This window comes from Oscillospiraceae bacterium, from assembly GCA_035380125.1.
GTDB lineage: Bacteria > Bacillota > Clostridia > Oscillospirales > JAKOTC01 > DAOPZJ01.
Map to the genome: position 1 here is coordinate 13,509 of DAOSWV010000013.1, position 15,146 is coordinate 28,654.

Sequence of the window (15,146 nt, forward strand, 5' to 3'; positions counted from 1 at the left end):
TTGCAGTCACAACGGTTTCATCTTCGTTATATAATGGGTTAGAAATCCAGCGGATTCTTATCCGTTTACATATGAAAGAGGAAAGATTATGTCATCGAAAATCCCGGGTAAAAAGGCGAATCATGAGATTGATTTTGACGAATCGGTAAACCTTCTGCTGTCTTCCATCGCTATGGAGGAGATGAGTTTATCGCGCCTGATGGATGTGGAAAAAGAAAAAGTACAATACGCGCTTGAACGCTGCAGGGAACATTGCGGCGGTATGCAGGAGGCGGTGGAAGTCAATAAAAGCGTCAATGAAATGATGAAGACATTGGCGAAATTCCAAATGCTCTTGCAATTCAAATTGGAAAATGTGCGGGAATTGCTACCGCTTACGACCACGACTACGACCACAACAACCACGACCACGACCGCTACCACAACTTCCTGCACGGTGACGGTCTCTTCAACCTGCACCTGTCCGGCAACCGTATTGACGGGTTGTAATTGCTGCCTGATCGGAACCGGAAAGGGCTGTGTTCAAAACAGCTGTGATGATTTATACGGGAAATATGCTCAACTGCATGCTTTTATTAATGACAGCGATCACAGGGGCGGGACGATCCGGTATATGGCGGGCGATCATTGCGACGGGCTGTATTTTTCCGCTGTAAAGCGCGGAATCAAGGAAATTTGTCCCGATTGCCGTCTGAACCGATTTACGGTTTGCGGAGAAGGGACAGCGGAAATCAATCGTCCCTGCGGGCACGAACGAATCGGGAAAGCTGCTTTTGCGCTGACCGTTCAATACACGGTTGAGCACGGCCTTGTATTCAGAATGCAAATCCAAAAAGCGGATCCGTGTTTTGAACATGACAGCGGGTTTATTCCCGTCAAAGTGCCGCCGTCCACGTTATGTATGAAGCTTTGCTGTTAACTGATCGGCCATAGAGAATTAGTATAAAAATGAATCCGGCATACGTTGATACGAGCCGGATGAAAAGGATTTTGTTTGATTTTTTTCAGTTGACCAATCGCGCGTAGGCCGAAATATAGATTGTTCTGCCTAAATAGCCCCTGACATCCACATTAAAGGTATGAACGCGAAAATATTCGGACGGATCGGTTACGACATAACGATAGGGGAAGTTTTCCGGGTTGCTGTCGATCGGCGCAACAAGACCCACATACAGATATACTCGATTCATTATATGCGGTCTGGCGGTTGCAATCGTTACCAGTAAATCGGTGCCGCAGCGAACTATTCGGACCGTACCCACGGGAATGCGTTTACAGGCCAAATTCAAATCGGCGGCTTTACAGAGTTCACCGAGTTCAAGCGTCGTATACTGTGCACAACCGGTGCCGAAATCTATTCCTGCCACCCAGGCGGATTTATCGGATGGCGGTCTATGTGCGCTTTCTGCAACGCTTAAGGTGGCACTCGCCGCGGTGCTCACTATGACTGAGGTGGTTGTCGTGGATGCCGAAGAGGTGGATGTGGTGGTGATCGCAGCGGTTGAGACAGCGGTCTCGGCAACCGGGGTATCGGATGAGAGGCTGAGGATATTCTCCAGTTTGAGCTGGAGCAGAACTTCTTTTTTTATGACGTCGCGCAGGGTCTGATCCGCACATTGATTGACTTCGAGAATTTGATCGGGTGTTGAAGGCGGGTCCGGCGGGGTCTGTCCGTCCAGTGTCCCCAGCATGTATTGAATTTTTTCCGCCTCCGCATTGATCAGATTGGCCAATGCAAATTCTTCAAAGGCCACCGAGGCGAGCAGCAGATTGACGGAACTGCCGAGAGAAAGATCGGCGGGATCGCCTATGTCGATGAAATTAGGAAACGGCATAATAAAGCTCCTTCATACAATCTCATCCCATTGTATTTTTATTGTATCGGTTTTGTGCATGGCAGGCAGTCACAGATGGTGAAATAACGCTATATAATAGGGTACGGGTTATGATACATGCAACCTGAATGTCTGAAAAACAAGATGTATTAAACAAGAACAGGGGAGGGTGAGAAATATTATGTCAACTCCGGTGATTCCGTCAATAAAACCGGATTCGGTGATGACGTTTGATGAGGCCATGCGTATGTTGACAGCCTCGACTGCCGCGCAGGCGGAAAGTTTGACGAAACTGGCCGACATCGAACGTGAGAGGGTTACATATATCATCAAAAGCAACGGAGTCGATGCACAGGGCATCAGCGAAAGCGTTGAGGAAATTCTGGGGACGATCGAAAAATTCCAAGTGCTCTTGGCGCTGAAAGAGGAACAGATACAGCAGGTGACCGTTTCGTCGGTATCCAGACCGGAGCTGCCTGTCAGGGCCTCTGAATCGGTCTCAGATCAGGGAATTTTGACACAGAGGTATTCTGTACCCCAGCTTCGCGAACCCGACCCCCGGTCCTGTGCTGCCGCTCAACGCCCGTGTGCGAATCAATCCGGCCTGATCGGTTTGGCAAAGGGCAGCGTTGCAAATCCCGAGGACGCTGTTTACGGTGAAAACGCCGCTTTGCGCGCTTTTATCCCGAGTGTTGACGTCATGAACCGCTCAATTCGCTATACGGCCGGCGAAACCGACAGCGGAATTTATTTTTACGCTTACGGACGGAATGTTTCCGTGCAGAATGACGCCCGGGGGCAAAACAAAACAACCCGCTTCGGCTGCTGCTGGAACGGGTTGGTGATCAGCGGGGAGGGGACGGTACGCTTCAGACGGCCGGATATACCGGATCGTTCCGATTTGGCGGATTGTACAGCGAAAGCCCCCTATGTGCTGACCGTTCAGAATGCGGAACGCGGGCTGAAATTTCGGATGCAGATCGCCGCATCGGGAGATTGTCCCGCATATGACAGCGGGTGGGTTGCGGTAAAAGATTCGGTATCAAATCTTTGCATGCGGATTTGCTGTTGACTTTTTATTTTCCGCATTCGTCGGCATGTTCGTGCTGGTGACAGACCGAACCGGTGGATTTGAGATCGCCTTTCAGGTAATTTTCGACCGCTTCGCGTGCGCTGCCTTCCGCCCCGACGATGACTTCGATGTTTCTCTCGTTGAAGATCTCGACTGCGCCGCCGCCCATTCCGCCTGCGATGATGACGTTGACGCCCATATCGCCGAGAAAGTTCGGCAGAAATCCGGGTCTGTGGCCGGGGTTCGGGACGACGCTTTTGCTTTGAATGGCGCCGTCTTTTGTCTCATAGATGTTGAAATTTTCACAATGTCCGAAATGCCCCGAGATTTGAGTTTCCATGCTTGCAACTGCGATTTTCATGTTGTTTCCTCCATAATTTGTTGATTTTGGTTTGACAGAATGTGTCAGGCCGTGTTTTTTATTGATATAAAACAGCCATTGTACGTTCATATACCGTGTGCAGGGCGTTTTTCGCGGGACAATCGATGTCCGCGATGCTGCGTCCGGCGTTGATGGCTTCCGGCACATGCTTGTCATAAGGAATGCGTCCCGTATAAGGGATATTATTTTCTTTGCAGAAGGTCTCGATTGCCCTTGTGTTTTCGATGCAGGTGTCGTATTTGTTGATGCAGACGGCGGTTTTCGCGCCGAGAATCGCTGCGGTTTTCAGGATGCGCTGCATATCGCTGAAACCCGAGAGGGTCGGTTCCGCAACCACGAGTACGAGATCCACGCCGCTTACAGAGGCGATGACCGGACAGCCGATGCCGGGCGAACCGTCGATAATCTGCAGTTCGGTGTCGGGAAGGGCATTTGTCAGCGCCGTTTTGACCTGCGTCACGAGTTTGCCGGAATTGCCGCGCCCCATCTTGAGTTTCGCAGTCGAAAAGACGCGTGTGTCCCGATAGAGTTCGAGTTCGCCGGAGACGTCGTCGTGCAGAACAGCCGCGCCGACAGGGCAAACGTATTCACAGACGCCGCAGCCCTCACAGGCGTATTCATCGACGGTAAAATGCTGTCCGTCGGGGTGAATGGCGTCAAATCGGCAATGTTCTCGGCATAATCCGCAGCCGATGCATTTTTGAACGTCGATAACGGCTTTTTGGGAGCCCTGAAAGTCACTGCGTTCGGGCATGGCGTTCATCCGCGTGACGATGTGGAGATTGGGTGCGTCGACGTCACAGTCGGCAAAAGCGAGTGCGTTGGAAAAGGCAATGAAAGCCGCCGCCGTCGTGGTCTTTCCGGTGCCGCCTTTGCCGCTGAGAATCAGCAGTTTTTTCATATACGCACCTCCTGTACCTGTTTCAGAAGACGGGTAAACAGTTTATTCGTTTCAATATCTTGCAAAGAGGCAACTTGTGCCGCCGCACACAGAGCCGCCAGTTTTTCGCTGTATGGGATTCGGCAGAGAATCGGAATTTGATTCTGTGTGCAGAATAAATCGAGCGGCGCATAATCCCCGTCGGTTTTGTTGATGACGATTCCGAGCGGCTTTTGAAACAGGCGGACGAGTTCATATACCATTTCGAGGTTGTGCAGTCCAAAAGAAGTCGGTTCGGCGACCAGAATGCAAAAATCCGCATCCGCCACACTTTCCATTACCGCGCAGGAACTGCCGGGCGGGCAGTCAATGATCGTCAGCGCTTTCGGCTTTGCCATTTGCAGCGCCGCCTTGATAACGGGGATAGCGGAGGCCTCGCCGAGGTTGAGCACACCCGTGACGACTTGTGTGTTTTGATATTTGCCGGTTTCGATTATTCCCACCGAACGTTCGGTTTCGGCGACGGCGCGGCTCGGACACACTAAAGCACAGCCACCGCAGGCGTGGCAGACCTCCGGAAACACCATGGGTTTGTCTTTGATAAATACCAGTGCGTTGAATCTGCAAAAATCCACGCATTTTCGGCAGCCGATACATTTTGTTTCGTTAAAAGCGGGGAGCATGGTGTAAACTGGTTCCCGCTCCGGATTTTCGGGTTTGAGAAAAAGCCGGCCGTTCGGTTCTTCGACGTCGCAGTCAATGTAGGTCGCATGGCCGGCGGCGGAGGCAAGGTTGACGCTGACAAAAGTCTTTCCTGCGCCGCCTTTTCCGCTGAGTACCGCGATTTTCATTGTTTTCCATGAAAGCCGGGATGAAAATTGTTCAGAAGTTCCAGTCTTCCGGCTTTCAGATCAGCGAGATTTTGACCGGCATCGCCGCCGGAACTCTTGTAAATTTCAATGCCTGCGGCTTTGAGCACCTGCGCGGCGTTTTCTCCGCAGCGGGGGGTGATGAGCGCTTTGGCGCCTCTGTCGACGACAACCTGCGCCGCTTTGATTCCGGCGCCGCCCTGTGCGTTTGCCGCCTCGTTGACAACCGTTTCGGATTTGCCCGTCTCGGTATCATAAAAAAGGAAAAACGGTGCTCTGCCGAAAGAGACGCAGACGCTTGTGCTTTCACTGTTTTCATTGACTGGAATCGCTGTAATCATATATTTATGACCATCCTTTCAAAGCGTCAGCCGGAGTGCGCTCCGGCTGACCTCCGTGTTCTGCTTTAACGGTCCAGCAATTGCTCTTCGATTGCCGAGAGCTCATCCTGAAGCAGTCTTTTTCGCGCGTTCAGCACTTCTTTTGAATCCACCGCAGTATAACGGCGAAACCCGCGCCCACTGCCATAACCGCGGCCAAGACCGCAGCCATACCGAAAAAATCCGGTTGTACCGCTGGTACACTTACCAAGAGCGCGGCCGGTTTTAGGACCGAGCCCCAGCGGACCCGTACCATCCATTCCGGGCATAATCGACACCTCCTTTCAAGTAAACGACATATGCCATTTATAAAACTATTATACCCCATAAATGACATATGTCAATAACTTTATTGACATTTTTCTAAAAAAATTTATAATTAAAAAGAATGGAGGGATTTCTTTGAGCATATCCGCCTTTTTCCCGATATGGGATAAACTGAGCGCTGAGGAGAAAGAGACGCTCGAAAACGCCGCGCAGCCGCGTTTTGCAAAAAAGGGAACATTGGTTTACGGCGGTTCCTCCGATTGCATCGGGTTGTTTGTCATCCGTTCGGGACAGCTGCGGGCATACATATTATCCGACGAGGGCAGGGAAGTTACGATTTATCGCCTGTTCGAGCGGGACATCTGCCTGTTTTCCGCTTCCTGTATGATGTCCAGCATTCAATTCGAAATTGCAATCGAAGCCGAAAAAGACACCGAACTCTGGGTGATTCCGACGGCTGTTTATAAAAATCTGATGGAGAAATCCGCCGTTATTGCCAATTATACCAACGAGATTATGGCTTCGCGCTTTTCGGAAGTGATGTGGCTGATCGAACAGATTATGTGGAAGAGTTTCGATAAACGGTTGGCTGCGTTTTTATTGGAAGAAAGCATCCTCGATGATTCAGGGGCGTTGAAGATCACCCATGAAAAAATCGCAAATCATTTGGGAACGGCACGCGAGGTCGTGACAAGAATGTTGAATTATTTCCAGTCGGAAGATATGATCACCCTGACGCGCGGAGAGATTAAGATCAAAGACCGAAAACGGCTGGAGGCACTTGCGGAATAAAAAACGAATCCGCCGTCCGGTGCAACTCCGGGCGGCGGATTTAAGCAACCGCACATGATGGGGATTGATCATTCGTCAAACGAATGGTAGCGGTTGTTATGAGGAAGAGATTAGGCGAGCATTGAGAGGATTTGCTGTTTGGGTCTGGCACCCAATGCTTGATTGGTGATTTTGCCGTCTTTGATGACGACAAGCGTCGGAATGCTCATGATGTTGAACGCAGCGGCCAGTTCGCGCTGTTCGTCTACATTGACCTTGCCGACTTTGATGGTCGGGGTTTCATTGGAAATTTCATCAACGACCGGAGAGACCATCCGACAGGGGCCGCACCAAGAAGCCCAGAAATCAAGCAAAACAGGGATTTTGCTTTCCATAACTTCTTTTTGGAAATTGTCTTTTGTGATGTGGATGACTGACATAAAATTACCTCCTGTCATGTACGGTTAAAAGTTTTATTTATGAAAGTGAAAGCGCGCCCATCGGGCAGAAGCGAACACATTTGCCGCAGCTGATACATTTGCTGTCGTCGACAGTAGGTGCTGCGAAACCTGTTTGTGACAATGCTTGTGTCGGACACACCCGAACCGAGGGGCAGGGGTGGTTTTGCGGGCAGCGGTGTTTGTTGACCTGAAGTTTGTTATTGGACTGAGCGGGTGTTTCTTGTTTGTTTGAGAAACCGAAAGGCATTTTGGAATCACGTCTCCTTCGTGGGATTATGGTTGTATTATAAACCGCCGCAGGATTGCCTTCCGTGATAAACTCACATATGAAAAACAGACCCTCCGGAATGTTGATTCAGGGGGCTTATCATGCTCATAATCTTCGTTTAGTATGTAAAGTATTCGGTATCAATCCAAAGCGGGATGAACTTGAACTCATTAATTATTTTCCTGCGATATTCGCCGTCTTTGAATATTTTTTGTGCACCGCGCATTTCGGGTTTGATATTATATTCATAACCTTTTAGATTTTCAATAAAGCCATTAAAAAATTCTTTCGCTTCAATTTCTTTTTCAAGTTTAAAATAACACTCCATAATCATTGCAAGAGTAAATAGATCTATATGCCACTTTTGAAAAGTGGTTTCACTTAGCTGATAAGTTAGTTCATATTCGGAGCATAAAAAAGATAATGCCAAAACATCCGGCTCTAAATCCAGACAACCATTGTTTATAATTTCAAAGAGGACATCTCTTCCTTTATTATGATCTGTTTGCCAAACCGAAAATGCGTATGCGAGTTTTACTGCAAACCGATCATCCTCATTTTCGCATAAATTCCATGAATTTTGAAAATGAGCGGCAGCTTTTTCGAATTCCTCAATTTTATAATAAGAAGATGCAAGAAGATAGTGGCTTATAAAGACGTCGGATACTTCCAGCGCTTTTTGGAACCAAACAACTGCTTCGTTATATTGATGTTTCATATTTGCAATGCGCCCGAGATACATGAGATTTTCAAATAATGCGCTATTTTGCTCATGAGCTCTTCGTAAATATTTCAGACTGAGTGCGTTTGCGCTTCGGACTTTACCCTCCGGTGTTTCTGTTCCGTACATGTAGTAATACACGCCGAGATTGTGATACGAAACAGGGCCGGGATATTTTTTTGCATTTGCTTTGAATTTCTTCTGCGCCTGATAACAAGGCCCATACTTTTTTAAATATTTTACTGTGGTTTTATTTGACAAATTGATAAGCGTTCACCACTTTCAAATTCATTGAATCTTCCGCTTGAATAGATTGATTACCCTTTTGCTGTCTTCGCGCATTTCATAGGATACACTACCACATTACCAAAGAATTGTCAATTTAACGGGGTAATCATAAATTATCGTTTTAGGCAAAACTAGCGCTGAAAACCATTGAATGAAAGTGAAAATTTTTACGCGTTATATAAAAGGGAGAAATCAATATGAAAAATCAACAGCAGAGAATCAATTGATGGTATTCCGGCGAATTTTTCACAGATCAGCGAATAGAGCGACTGCGATTGCGGGAAGGAAAATAGAGCTGAGAATATTGCAAGGTTTGTAAATTTTTTCATTGACACACGATTTGTCAGGTGATATAATCAATTCAAACTTAGTGTTTGTGAGGGGATTATTTTATGAAAAAATTCATTGCGGCAGCACTGCTGCTTGTCCTTGTTGTGTCCATGCTCGGCTGCTCCACATCGGGACCTGCCACAAGAGGTACGGTAACCAATGGGGTTTACACCAACGACTATTTCGGACTGTCTTTTGTCATTCCGGACGGATGGAAAGCGCTTTCGGATGAGGAATATGCTGCGAAATTCCCCTATCCGCTGCCCACCAACGAGGAATTGGCGGAATTCGAAAGCGAATTTAAAGATTTGCGCATCGAAAAAGTCGCGGATGACACGGATTATATCATCATCTCGTACAGCATGCTGTTCGACAAGGGTTCAACCGATAACCAGATTAAGAATAAAATTGCCATGGTCGCAAGCTCCCTGCAGTTTGGCATAATCGATCCGATCACAATCGGCGATGCTGAATATTCAATCATGGCAGGTACCGCTGAAGACAGCACAAAGACGACTTACTACATTTGGAGCAAGGAAATGATCGGAAAGTTCCGTCCGTTGATTTGGGTTGTGGTTGACAGCAACGAATCCATCGATAATATTGTATCGGGTTTCTCGACCATATCGGAATAATTGACAGCAGAAAAACCCCCTGCAGGATAACTGCAGGGGGTTTTGTTATTGCTTGCTCGCCATCCCGTTTTTGAGGATGTCCAATAGCGTATCTACGTTTTCCAGGATTTTTTCATCCTCCAGATCCGGAGAAATCACGGTGTCGATTTTATTCATCAGAGTGGAGATGATAAACGCGGTTGTCTGAACGGGCAGATCCTCACGGAGTTCACCGGCTTCTTTGGCGCGCAGGATCATCTGTTCCATCATATTTTCCATCATGCCGCCGAAACCGGCGTTGATGACCTCCCGAATATCGTTTTCCTCCTCCAAAATCCGCTGAAACAATGCGTGATAGCGGGGTTCGGCCTTGGCAAAGCGCAGTCCGACCACGGCCTTTTGACGAAAATTTTCGAAAAAGCCGGTATCTTTTGTTTGGGCTTCGTATTCTTGAAATGTGGCTACTTTCTCGCCGGCGATTTTAATGAGCAAAGACAGGTAGAGTTCCAGTTTATCGTGAAACCGGTAATAAAAACTGCCTTTGTTCATTTCGGCTGCTTTTAGTATCTCGTTCAGCGAGGCCTCTTTGTACGAATGGGCGGCAAACTCATTCAGCGCCGCTTCAAAAAGCGCCGCATTTGTCTCGAGCGGATTTTGCGCTCCCTCTTCAATCCATTTCATGCAATCTCCAAATGGTGCTTATTCGTCTTCGGCCAGTTTTTGCCGCGCCGCCTTTTTTTCCTGCTGCTTTTTCAGCCATTTCGGCGCATAAATGATCTTGAGCGTGACGAGCCCGACAACGCCCGCCACGATCAGAACCCACCAATACCATTTCATACAAACAACTCCTTTCATTATCTGCCGATTCGGATTTTGGTTTTCTTTGCGAAGTAAAACGCCATCATTAAAAACCAGGGTGTGCCCACTGCCAGCGACATCAGGCAGGGGAAGAGCATTGCGCCGCCGTTGTTGATCGCATCAATTGCGCGATACTGCCAGTACATCGGGAAGATATAATAGGCGATCCGCCAGTTTCCGTGTACAAAGAACGCTGAAATGGGCAGAATCATTGAAATCGGCATCAGCGCTTTCATCACGCCGACTGCGGCAATTTGGTTCGCGGCGAACGCGCCGATAAGGAAGATAAACAGCCCCGAAACCGGAACGCTGAACAGGGCCAGCAGCAGGAATCCGGGCAACGCCTGTCCTCTGCCCATGATGAGTGTCGCGATCGTGATTCCCGCGATACTCAACACCAGTGACGGAATCAGTTTGATCAGAATATAGTTGGCCAATTTGAGCGGACTGACCGAGACCGCGCTGATCATATTGCTCTCGCGCTCGTTGACGATGGAAAACCCGATGGTCGCGCCGCCGATAAACAGGCTCATCAGCAATATTGCGATCATGGAGACATTATAGGCCAAGCTGCCTTTGGGTTCGATCGATTCTGCCTGATAGGAGACTTGGGCGCCGGAGAGGGCAGTCTGTACCAGTTGGCGTGTTCCCGCCATATAGTCGTCCCCTTCGTCGCCGGCAAATACCAGCACAGGTGCACCGTCTTCGATGACGATCCCGGCTACGGCGTCGGTGGCACGGACGCGGGACAAGAGTTTGGTTTCATCCGAAAACAACTCGATATCGGCGATGCGTGACAGCATTTCGACAGCGCCTGCGTCGGCCTGATCGCTGACCGCGAGTTTGAGCGACGCGCTTTGAGTTGCGCCGAAAATAAGGATAAAAACGATTGCCAAGATCGCCGGAGCCAGTGCCATGAACAGCGAGATGCCGTTGCGGAAAACCAGCTTAAATTCTTTGCCGAGGGAGGTTATAATCGCTTTCATGCTCTGACCTCCTTTAAAAACAACTTGGAGACCATTAAAGAAGCGATAAGATAGGAGATAATCAGCCAGCCGACCATGGACAGAATCGTGTAGAGCGTTTCGGGCGTGCCGCCGAACAGGGATTTTTGGAAGGCGAACAGAATCGGATAGGACGGGATGAACTTCATCCACAGCGGTGAGAAGGCGGGGGTGGTATAGGAAATAACCGGAAGCATATTGATGCCGAGCAGCACTACCATTGAGAAAAACCAGCCGCTCATCTCATGAAACAATGTTGTATACGCCAGCCCGATCAGCGTGAAGATCAGCGTACCGAAAAAGGCCAGCGGGAGAAAAACATCCCATGCGATGTCAAAGCCGATGGTGAAAACGCAGATTAGAGTTGCATATAACGTCCCGATGACTGAAAACAGAAGTGATTTTGAGATCAAATACCTTGCCGTTCCGGTCGGGGAAATACGCAGAACATTGACGGTGCCGTCCTCTTTTTCGGCGAGCATCAGTGCACCGCCTAAGATAAAGCCCGTGAGCAGGGCTTCAAAGCAGATAAAAATAGGCGATATCCGCAAATTGAACGGGATGACCTCGGTCTGTGCGTTTAAAATTTCAACCGAGATTTCCTGAGAACCCGCACCGCTCAGCATCAGCATCACGGCGTTCAGCGTTTTTTCGGAGAGTCCGGGATGGACGACGGTGAGGCCGTCGCTGCCGCCGATCAGACCGATCATGCCGCCGTCGCTTACGGCTTCGCGCAGGGCTTCTTCGCTGTCCATGACCTCGCCGTAAAGCGCGCCGTTGGTCAGATTATAGGTGACGATGTTGAATTCTTCCGGGGCGATTTCCGACGGAAGCGCCAAATTCACCACCAGTACGATCACCACGAGCGTGCCTGCCAGCACCCAGAACAGTGCGTTGGTCAGCAGCCGTTTGAAGTCCTGTACGCATAAAAAGAATACGCTTTTCATGCGGTCAGCTCCTTTCCGGTGACACGCAAAAAGATTTCTTCCAAAGTCGCCTCCTGCGAATGGAGTTTGATGACGTCTGCGGTTTTTAAAAATGCAGCCAGCCCGGCTTTGTCGTCCATCGGGAAGAAACGTTCGCTTTCGGCACCGTTTTCCCGGTAAAGAACCCGGATTTCGCGCTTTCCGAAGCGCAGTTTTAAAGCGTCGGGCGAATCGCTGGCCGCGATGACCCCGCCGTAGAGGAATGCCACGGTATCGCAGAGCGCGTCGGCGAGTTCCATGTTGTGGGTCGTCAGAAAAATGGCGGCGCCTTGTTCACGCTGTGCGCGGATCAGTTCCCGGATGCCGACGGCGGTTTTCGGGTCGAGGCCGCCGGTGGGTTCGTCCAAAAACAGATACTTGGGTTTGTTGATCAACGCCCGCGCAAAGGTGAGCCGCTGCTTCATGCCCTTGGAGTAGTTGGAAACGCGTTTGTTGGCGTCTTCACGCAGGCCGACCTGTTCGAGCAGTTCCATCGGATTTAGCGTCGGCACCGAAAACAGCGCGGCGTAATAGCGCAGGTTTTCGAGGCCGGTCAGCGAGGAATAGAGGTTCGGCTGCTCGAATGACACGCCGATTTGGTTGAAAAAGCGCGTTTTCAGTTCGCGGACCGACTTGCCCTCGTAGGTGATCTCGCCTTTTTGCAGCGCCAAAAGACCGGTCATGATGTTCTGGATCGTCGATTTGCCCGCGCCGGACGGCCCGAGAAATCCGAAAATTTTACCGCTTTCGACCTGAAAGCTGATGTCCGAGACGGCGCATTTGCCCTTGCCCTCGTAGTCGTGATACACATGGCTGACTTGAATCATATAAAACCCTCCTTGACGGTTGCCAAGCTTTGACCGGGTGGTCAATTTGATTATAAACCCATTTGACCGGTCAGTCAAGAGGTTTTTGAAAAATATTTTTTGTTTTTATATAAAAATTTTCGGAGATATGATATATTGAATTCGTAAATTTTTCGGGAGGATTATCGGAATGCGGATTTATCGGGACTGCAAAATGACGAAAACCGAAGACGGGTTTATCATCGAAAACGATAAAATTACGCGCAAAGTCGTTTTTTACGGCAACGTGCCCGTGACTGAATATATTGAAGATAAACAAAGCGGGTATCGGTGGAGTTCTCCGGCGAATCCGGCGGCGGCGTTTTATTTGCCGGTGCTGGATTTTAATAAGTGCAAAATCTCTTTTAACGGCTTCACCGACGACTGTTTGGGGCTTTCGCAAACCGGACTCGTGGCGGAGACGGTTTTCGAAGCGGGAAACATCACGGTCAAATGGCAGAACGTGATTTTTCCGGGCATCGCTTTTGTCACGACAAAATTGTCCGTGATCGTCGGCGGGGAAATCGTTTTGGGTAAAACTGAGGACAAAGTCACAGTTAGTGAGGGCATCGAGAACGCTACGCTCGGGAAAAATACGGCTGCGACCGGCATTCTGTTTCCGCCGCCCGATACCATCGAGGCCATCCGCCTGAACAGCCGCCACACCCGCCTGACCCGCACACGGCTGATCGACGTCTCCGACCATCACAACAATTTTGTCGAGGAACAGACCGAGATCCCCTATCTGATGTGGGAACAGCGTTTCGACGGGCATTTCTTTTTGTTCGACGACTACATCCACGGGCGCGGGCTGATGCTGGTCAAGGAAGCGCCCTGTCCGGCGGGGCATCTTGCCAAAACCAAAGAGGATATGCGTACCTACAATGCCCACTACGCGTTTTTAACCGGCAGCGGCATCGATTACGAAAACCTGCCGAAAAACGACGAGATCGCCCTTTATCAGGCCTCTGTGGGCGTCGGAGAGGCAGCGGCGCTGAACGATGAATATAAAAAGCTCTACCGTGCGCAATACCGGGGTCTTGAGACCCGCGGGCTTTATATGATGAGCAACACTTGGGGCGACCGCAGCCAGGACGCGGCGGTCTGCGAATCATTTATGCTCGGCGAAATCGAGCGTGCGGCGCAGATCGGCATCGATGTGGTGCAGATTGACGACGGCTGGCAGAAAGGTAAAACAGCCAACTCGATTTTGGTGAAAAATAAACTCTGGAGCGGCGATTATTACGACAGCGACCCGGATTTTTGGAAGCCGAATCTCGAAAAGTTCCCCGGCGGACTGGAGGTTATCGCAAAGGCCATCAAAGAAAAGGATTTGCAACTCGGGTTATGGTTTTCGCCCGATCTTGCGAACGATTACGAGTTATGGGAAAAAGATGCCGAGACGCTGCTGGGCCTGCACCGCAGATATGACGTGCGGTTTTTCAAATTGGACGGCATTATTTTGAAAAACAAGCAGAGCGAGATCAATCTGCTCAAGATGATGCGGCGGGTGACTACCGAGAGCGGCGGCAAGGTTTGGTTCAACATGGACATCACCGCGCAGATCCGGCTCGGACATCTGTATCAAAAGGAATACGGCAGCTTGTTCATCGAGAACCGCTACACCGATTCGGTGAATTATTATCCGCACTATACGCTGAAAAACGTGTGGGAGTTATCCAAATACATCCCGGTGGGCAAGTGCCAGTTCGAGCTTCTGAACGTGCGCCGAAATGAGCAGAAATATAATGAGCGGTACGGCGAACCCGACCCGCTGCGTCCGGCGCTTTGGCCGATGGACACGGTGTTCGCCTGCACGATGGTATCCTGCCCGCTGTTTTGGATGGAGATGAGCCATCTGGCCGACGAGGACGTGAAACTTCTGGCGGATATCGTGCGTATTTTTAAACAGCACCGCGAGCGGATGGCAGCGGGGAACGTCCGTCCGATCGGCGAATTGCCCGATGGAATGAGCTACACCGGTTTTGACATCGACTGCGGCGACGGTGGCTATCTGCTGTTGTTCCGTGAATTTTCGCAGGAGAAAACGCATTTTTATCCGACGGACAGCGCAGGGAGAGAATACAAGATACTCTACACCAACGGAGGCGGCACGATTGAAAAGGCCGACAGGGGTATTACGGTGAAACTCGAAAAGCCCGCGTCATTCCTCTTTGCCAAGTATCAAAAGCGCTGAAAATTTTCATATATAGAAAACCCTCTGCGTTTATGACGCAGGGGGTTTTAAATTTGAAATGTTTTTATCGGAAAATAAATTTTTCAAGGGGTATTGCTTTTTAAATACGGGTGTGGTATAACCATATTGTACTTATTAG

18 protein-coding genes are annotated in these 15,146 nt (G+C 49.6%); 5 read left to right on the plus strand and 13 right to left on the minus strand.

Annotated elements, in window-relative coordinates:
* Nucleotides 1–88 precede the first annotated feature (88 nt).
* The gene (locus PK629_06590; protein HOP11139.1) at nucleotides 89–919 is read left to right on the plus strand and encodes a hypothetical protein; all 831 of its coding nucleotides are present in this window, start codon (nucleotides 89–91) and stop codon (nucleotides 917–919) included.
* Between the two features lie 85 nt (nucleotides 920–1,004).
* On the opposite strand, the gene PK629_06595 is transcribed toward PK629_06590, so the two are convergent.
* Nucleotides 1,005–1,835, minus strand: coding sequence for a hypothetical protein (locus PK629_06595; GenBank protein HOP11140.1), 831 nt, complete (start codon nucleotides 1,833–1,835; stop codon nucleotides 1,005–1,007).
* A gap of 181 nt (nucleotides 1,836–2,016) precedes the next feature.
* Here PK629_06595 and PK629_06600 point away from each other — a divergent pair, with 181 nt between their 5' ends.
* Nucleotides 2,017–2,907 carry a hypothetical protein gene (locus PK629_06600; GenBank protein HOP11141.1) on the plus strand — a complete coding sequence of 297 codons (891 nt, stop codon included), beginning with the start codon at nucleotides 2,017–2,019 and terminating at the stop codon, nucleotides 2,905–2,907.
* Between the two features lie 4 nt (nucleotides 2,908–2,911).
* On the opposite strand, the gene PK629_06605 is transcribed toward PK629_06600, so the two are convergent.
* The 5 genes from PK629_06605 to PK629_06625 form a co-directional block, all read right to left on the minus strand.
* The gene (locus PK629_06605) at nucleotides 2,912–3,268 is read right to left on the minus strand and encodes a NifB/NifX family molybdenum-iron cluster-binding protein (protein HOP11142.1); all 357 of its coding nucleotides are present in this window, start codon (nucleotides 3,266–3,268) and stop codon (nucleotides 2,912–2,914) included.
* A 58-nt stretch (nucleotides 3,269–3,326) separates the two neighbouring features.
* A complete protein-coding gene (locus PK629_06610; GenBank protein ID HOP11143.1) occupies nucleotides 3,327–4,190 on the minus strand; it encodes an ATP-binding protein in 864 nt (287 codons plus the stop codon).
* The gene (locus tag PK629_06615; protein HOP11144.1) at nucleotides 4,187–5,020 is read right to left on the minus strand and encodes an ATP-binding protein; all 834 of its coding nucleotides are present in this window, start codon (nucleotides 5,018–5,020) and stop codon (nucleotides 4,187–4,189) included. The genes PK629_06610 and PK629_06615 overlap by 4 nt, the downstream gene beginning before the upstream one ends.
* Entirely contained in the window at nucleotides 5,017–5,379 is a 363-nt protein-coding gene (locus tag PK629_06620) for a NifB/NifX family molybdenum-iron cluster-binding protein (protein ID HOP11145.1), read from the minus strand. Before PK629_06620 ends, PK629_06615 begins: the two co-directional genes overlap by 4 nt.
* Before the next feature lie 65 nt (nucleotides 5,380–5,444).
* The gene (locus PK629_06625) at nucleotides 5,445–5,687 is read right to left on the minus strand and encodes a DUF5320 domain-containing protein (protein HOP11146.1); all 243 of its coding nucleotides are present in this window, start codon (nucleotides 5,685–5,687) and stop codon (nucleotides 5,445–5,447) included.
* A 133-nt stretch (nucleotides 5,688–5,820) separates the two neighbouring features.
* Between PK629_06625 and PK629_06630 the strand changes: the two genes are divergently transcribed.
* Entirely contained in the window at nucleotides 5,821–6,477 is a 657-nt protein-coding gene (locus PK629_06630) for a Crp/Fnr family transcriptional regulator (protein ID HOP11147.1), read from the plus strand.
* 110 nt (nucleotides 6,478–6,587) lie between these two features.
* Here the strand turns inward: PK629_06630 and trxA are convergent, their stop codons facing one another.
* Complete coding sequence (trxA, locus tag PK629_06635; GenBank protein ID HOP11148.1) at nucleotides 6,588–6,896, minus strand: thioredoxin; 309 nt, start codon at nucleotides 6,894–6,896, stop codon at nucleotides 6,588–6,590.
* A 407-nt stretch (nucleotides 6,897–7,303) separates the two neighbouring features.
* Complete coding sequence (locus tag PK629_06640) at nucleotides 7,304–8,167, minus strand: hypothetical protein (GenBank protein ID HOP11149.1); 864 nt, start codon at nucleotides 8,165–8,167, stop codon at nucleotides 7,304–7,306.
* Nucleotides 8,168–8,586: 419 nt separating this feature from the next.
* Here PK629_06640 and PK629_06645 point away from each other — a divergent pair, with 419 nt between their 5' ends.
* Entirely contained in the window at nucleotides 8,587–9,159 is a 573-nt protein-coding gene (locus PK629_06645; GenBank protein HOP11150.1) for a hypothetical protein, read from the plus strand.
* A 45-nt stretch (nucleotides 9,160–9,204) separates the two neighbouring features.
* Here PK629_06645 and PK629_06650 read toward each other — a convergent pair whose 3' ends face one another.
* Genes PK629_06650 through PK629_06670 form a run of 5 tightly spaced genes read right to left on the minus strand, consistent with a single transcriptional unit; the run spans nucleotide 9,205 to nucleotide 12,792 of the window.
* Nucleotides 9,205–9,819, minus strand: coding sequence for a TetR family transcriptional regulator (locus PK629_06650; protein HOP11151.1), 615 nt, complete (start codon nucleotides 9,817–9,819; stop codon nucleotides 9,205–9,207).
* Between the two features lie 18 nt (nucleotides 9,820–9,837).
* Nucleotides 9,838–9,975 (minus strand): hypothetical protein, encoded by a 138-nt coding sequence (locus PK629_06655; GenBank protein HOP11152.1) that lies wholly within the window; start codon nucleotides 9,973–9,975, stop codon nucleotides 9,838–9,840.
* A gap of 17 nt (nucleotides 9,976–9,992) precedes the next feature.
* A complete protein-coding gene (locus tag PK629_06660; GenBank protein ID HOP11153.1) occupies nucleotides 9,993–10,982 on the minus strand; it encodes an ABC transporter permease in 990 nt (329 codons plus the stop codon).
* Complete coding sequence (locus PK629_06665; protein ID HOP11154.1) at nucleotides 10,979–11,947, minus strand: hypothetical protein; 969 nt, start codon at nucleotides 11,945–11,947, stop codon at nucleotides 10,979–10,981. Before PK629_06665 ends, PK629_06660 begins: the two co-directional genes overlap by 4 nt.
* On the minus strand, nucleotides 11,944–12,792 hold the full coding sequence (locus PK629_06670) for an ABC transporter ATP-binding protein (GenBank protein HOP11155.1): 849 nt from the start codon (nucleotides 12,790–12,792) through the stop codon (nucleotides 11,944–11,946). Before PK629_06670 ends, PK629_06665 begins: the two co-directional genes overlap by 4 nt.
* A 169-nt stretch (nucleotides 12,793–12,961) precedes the next feature.
* Between PK629_06670 and PK629_06675 the strand changes: the two genes are divergently transcribed.
* A complete protein-coding gene (locus tag PK629_06675) occupies nucleotides 12,962–15,007 on the plus strand; it encodes an alpha-galactosidase (protein ID HOP11156.1) in 2,046 nt (681 codons plus the stop codon).
* Nucleotides 15,008–15,146 lie beyond the last annotated feature (139 nt).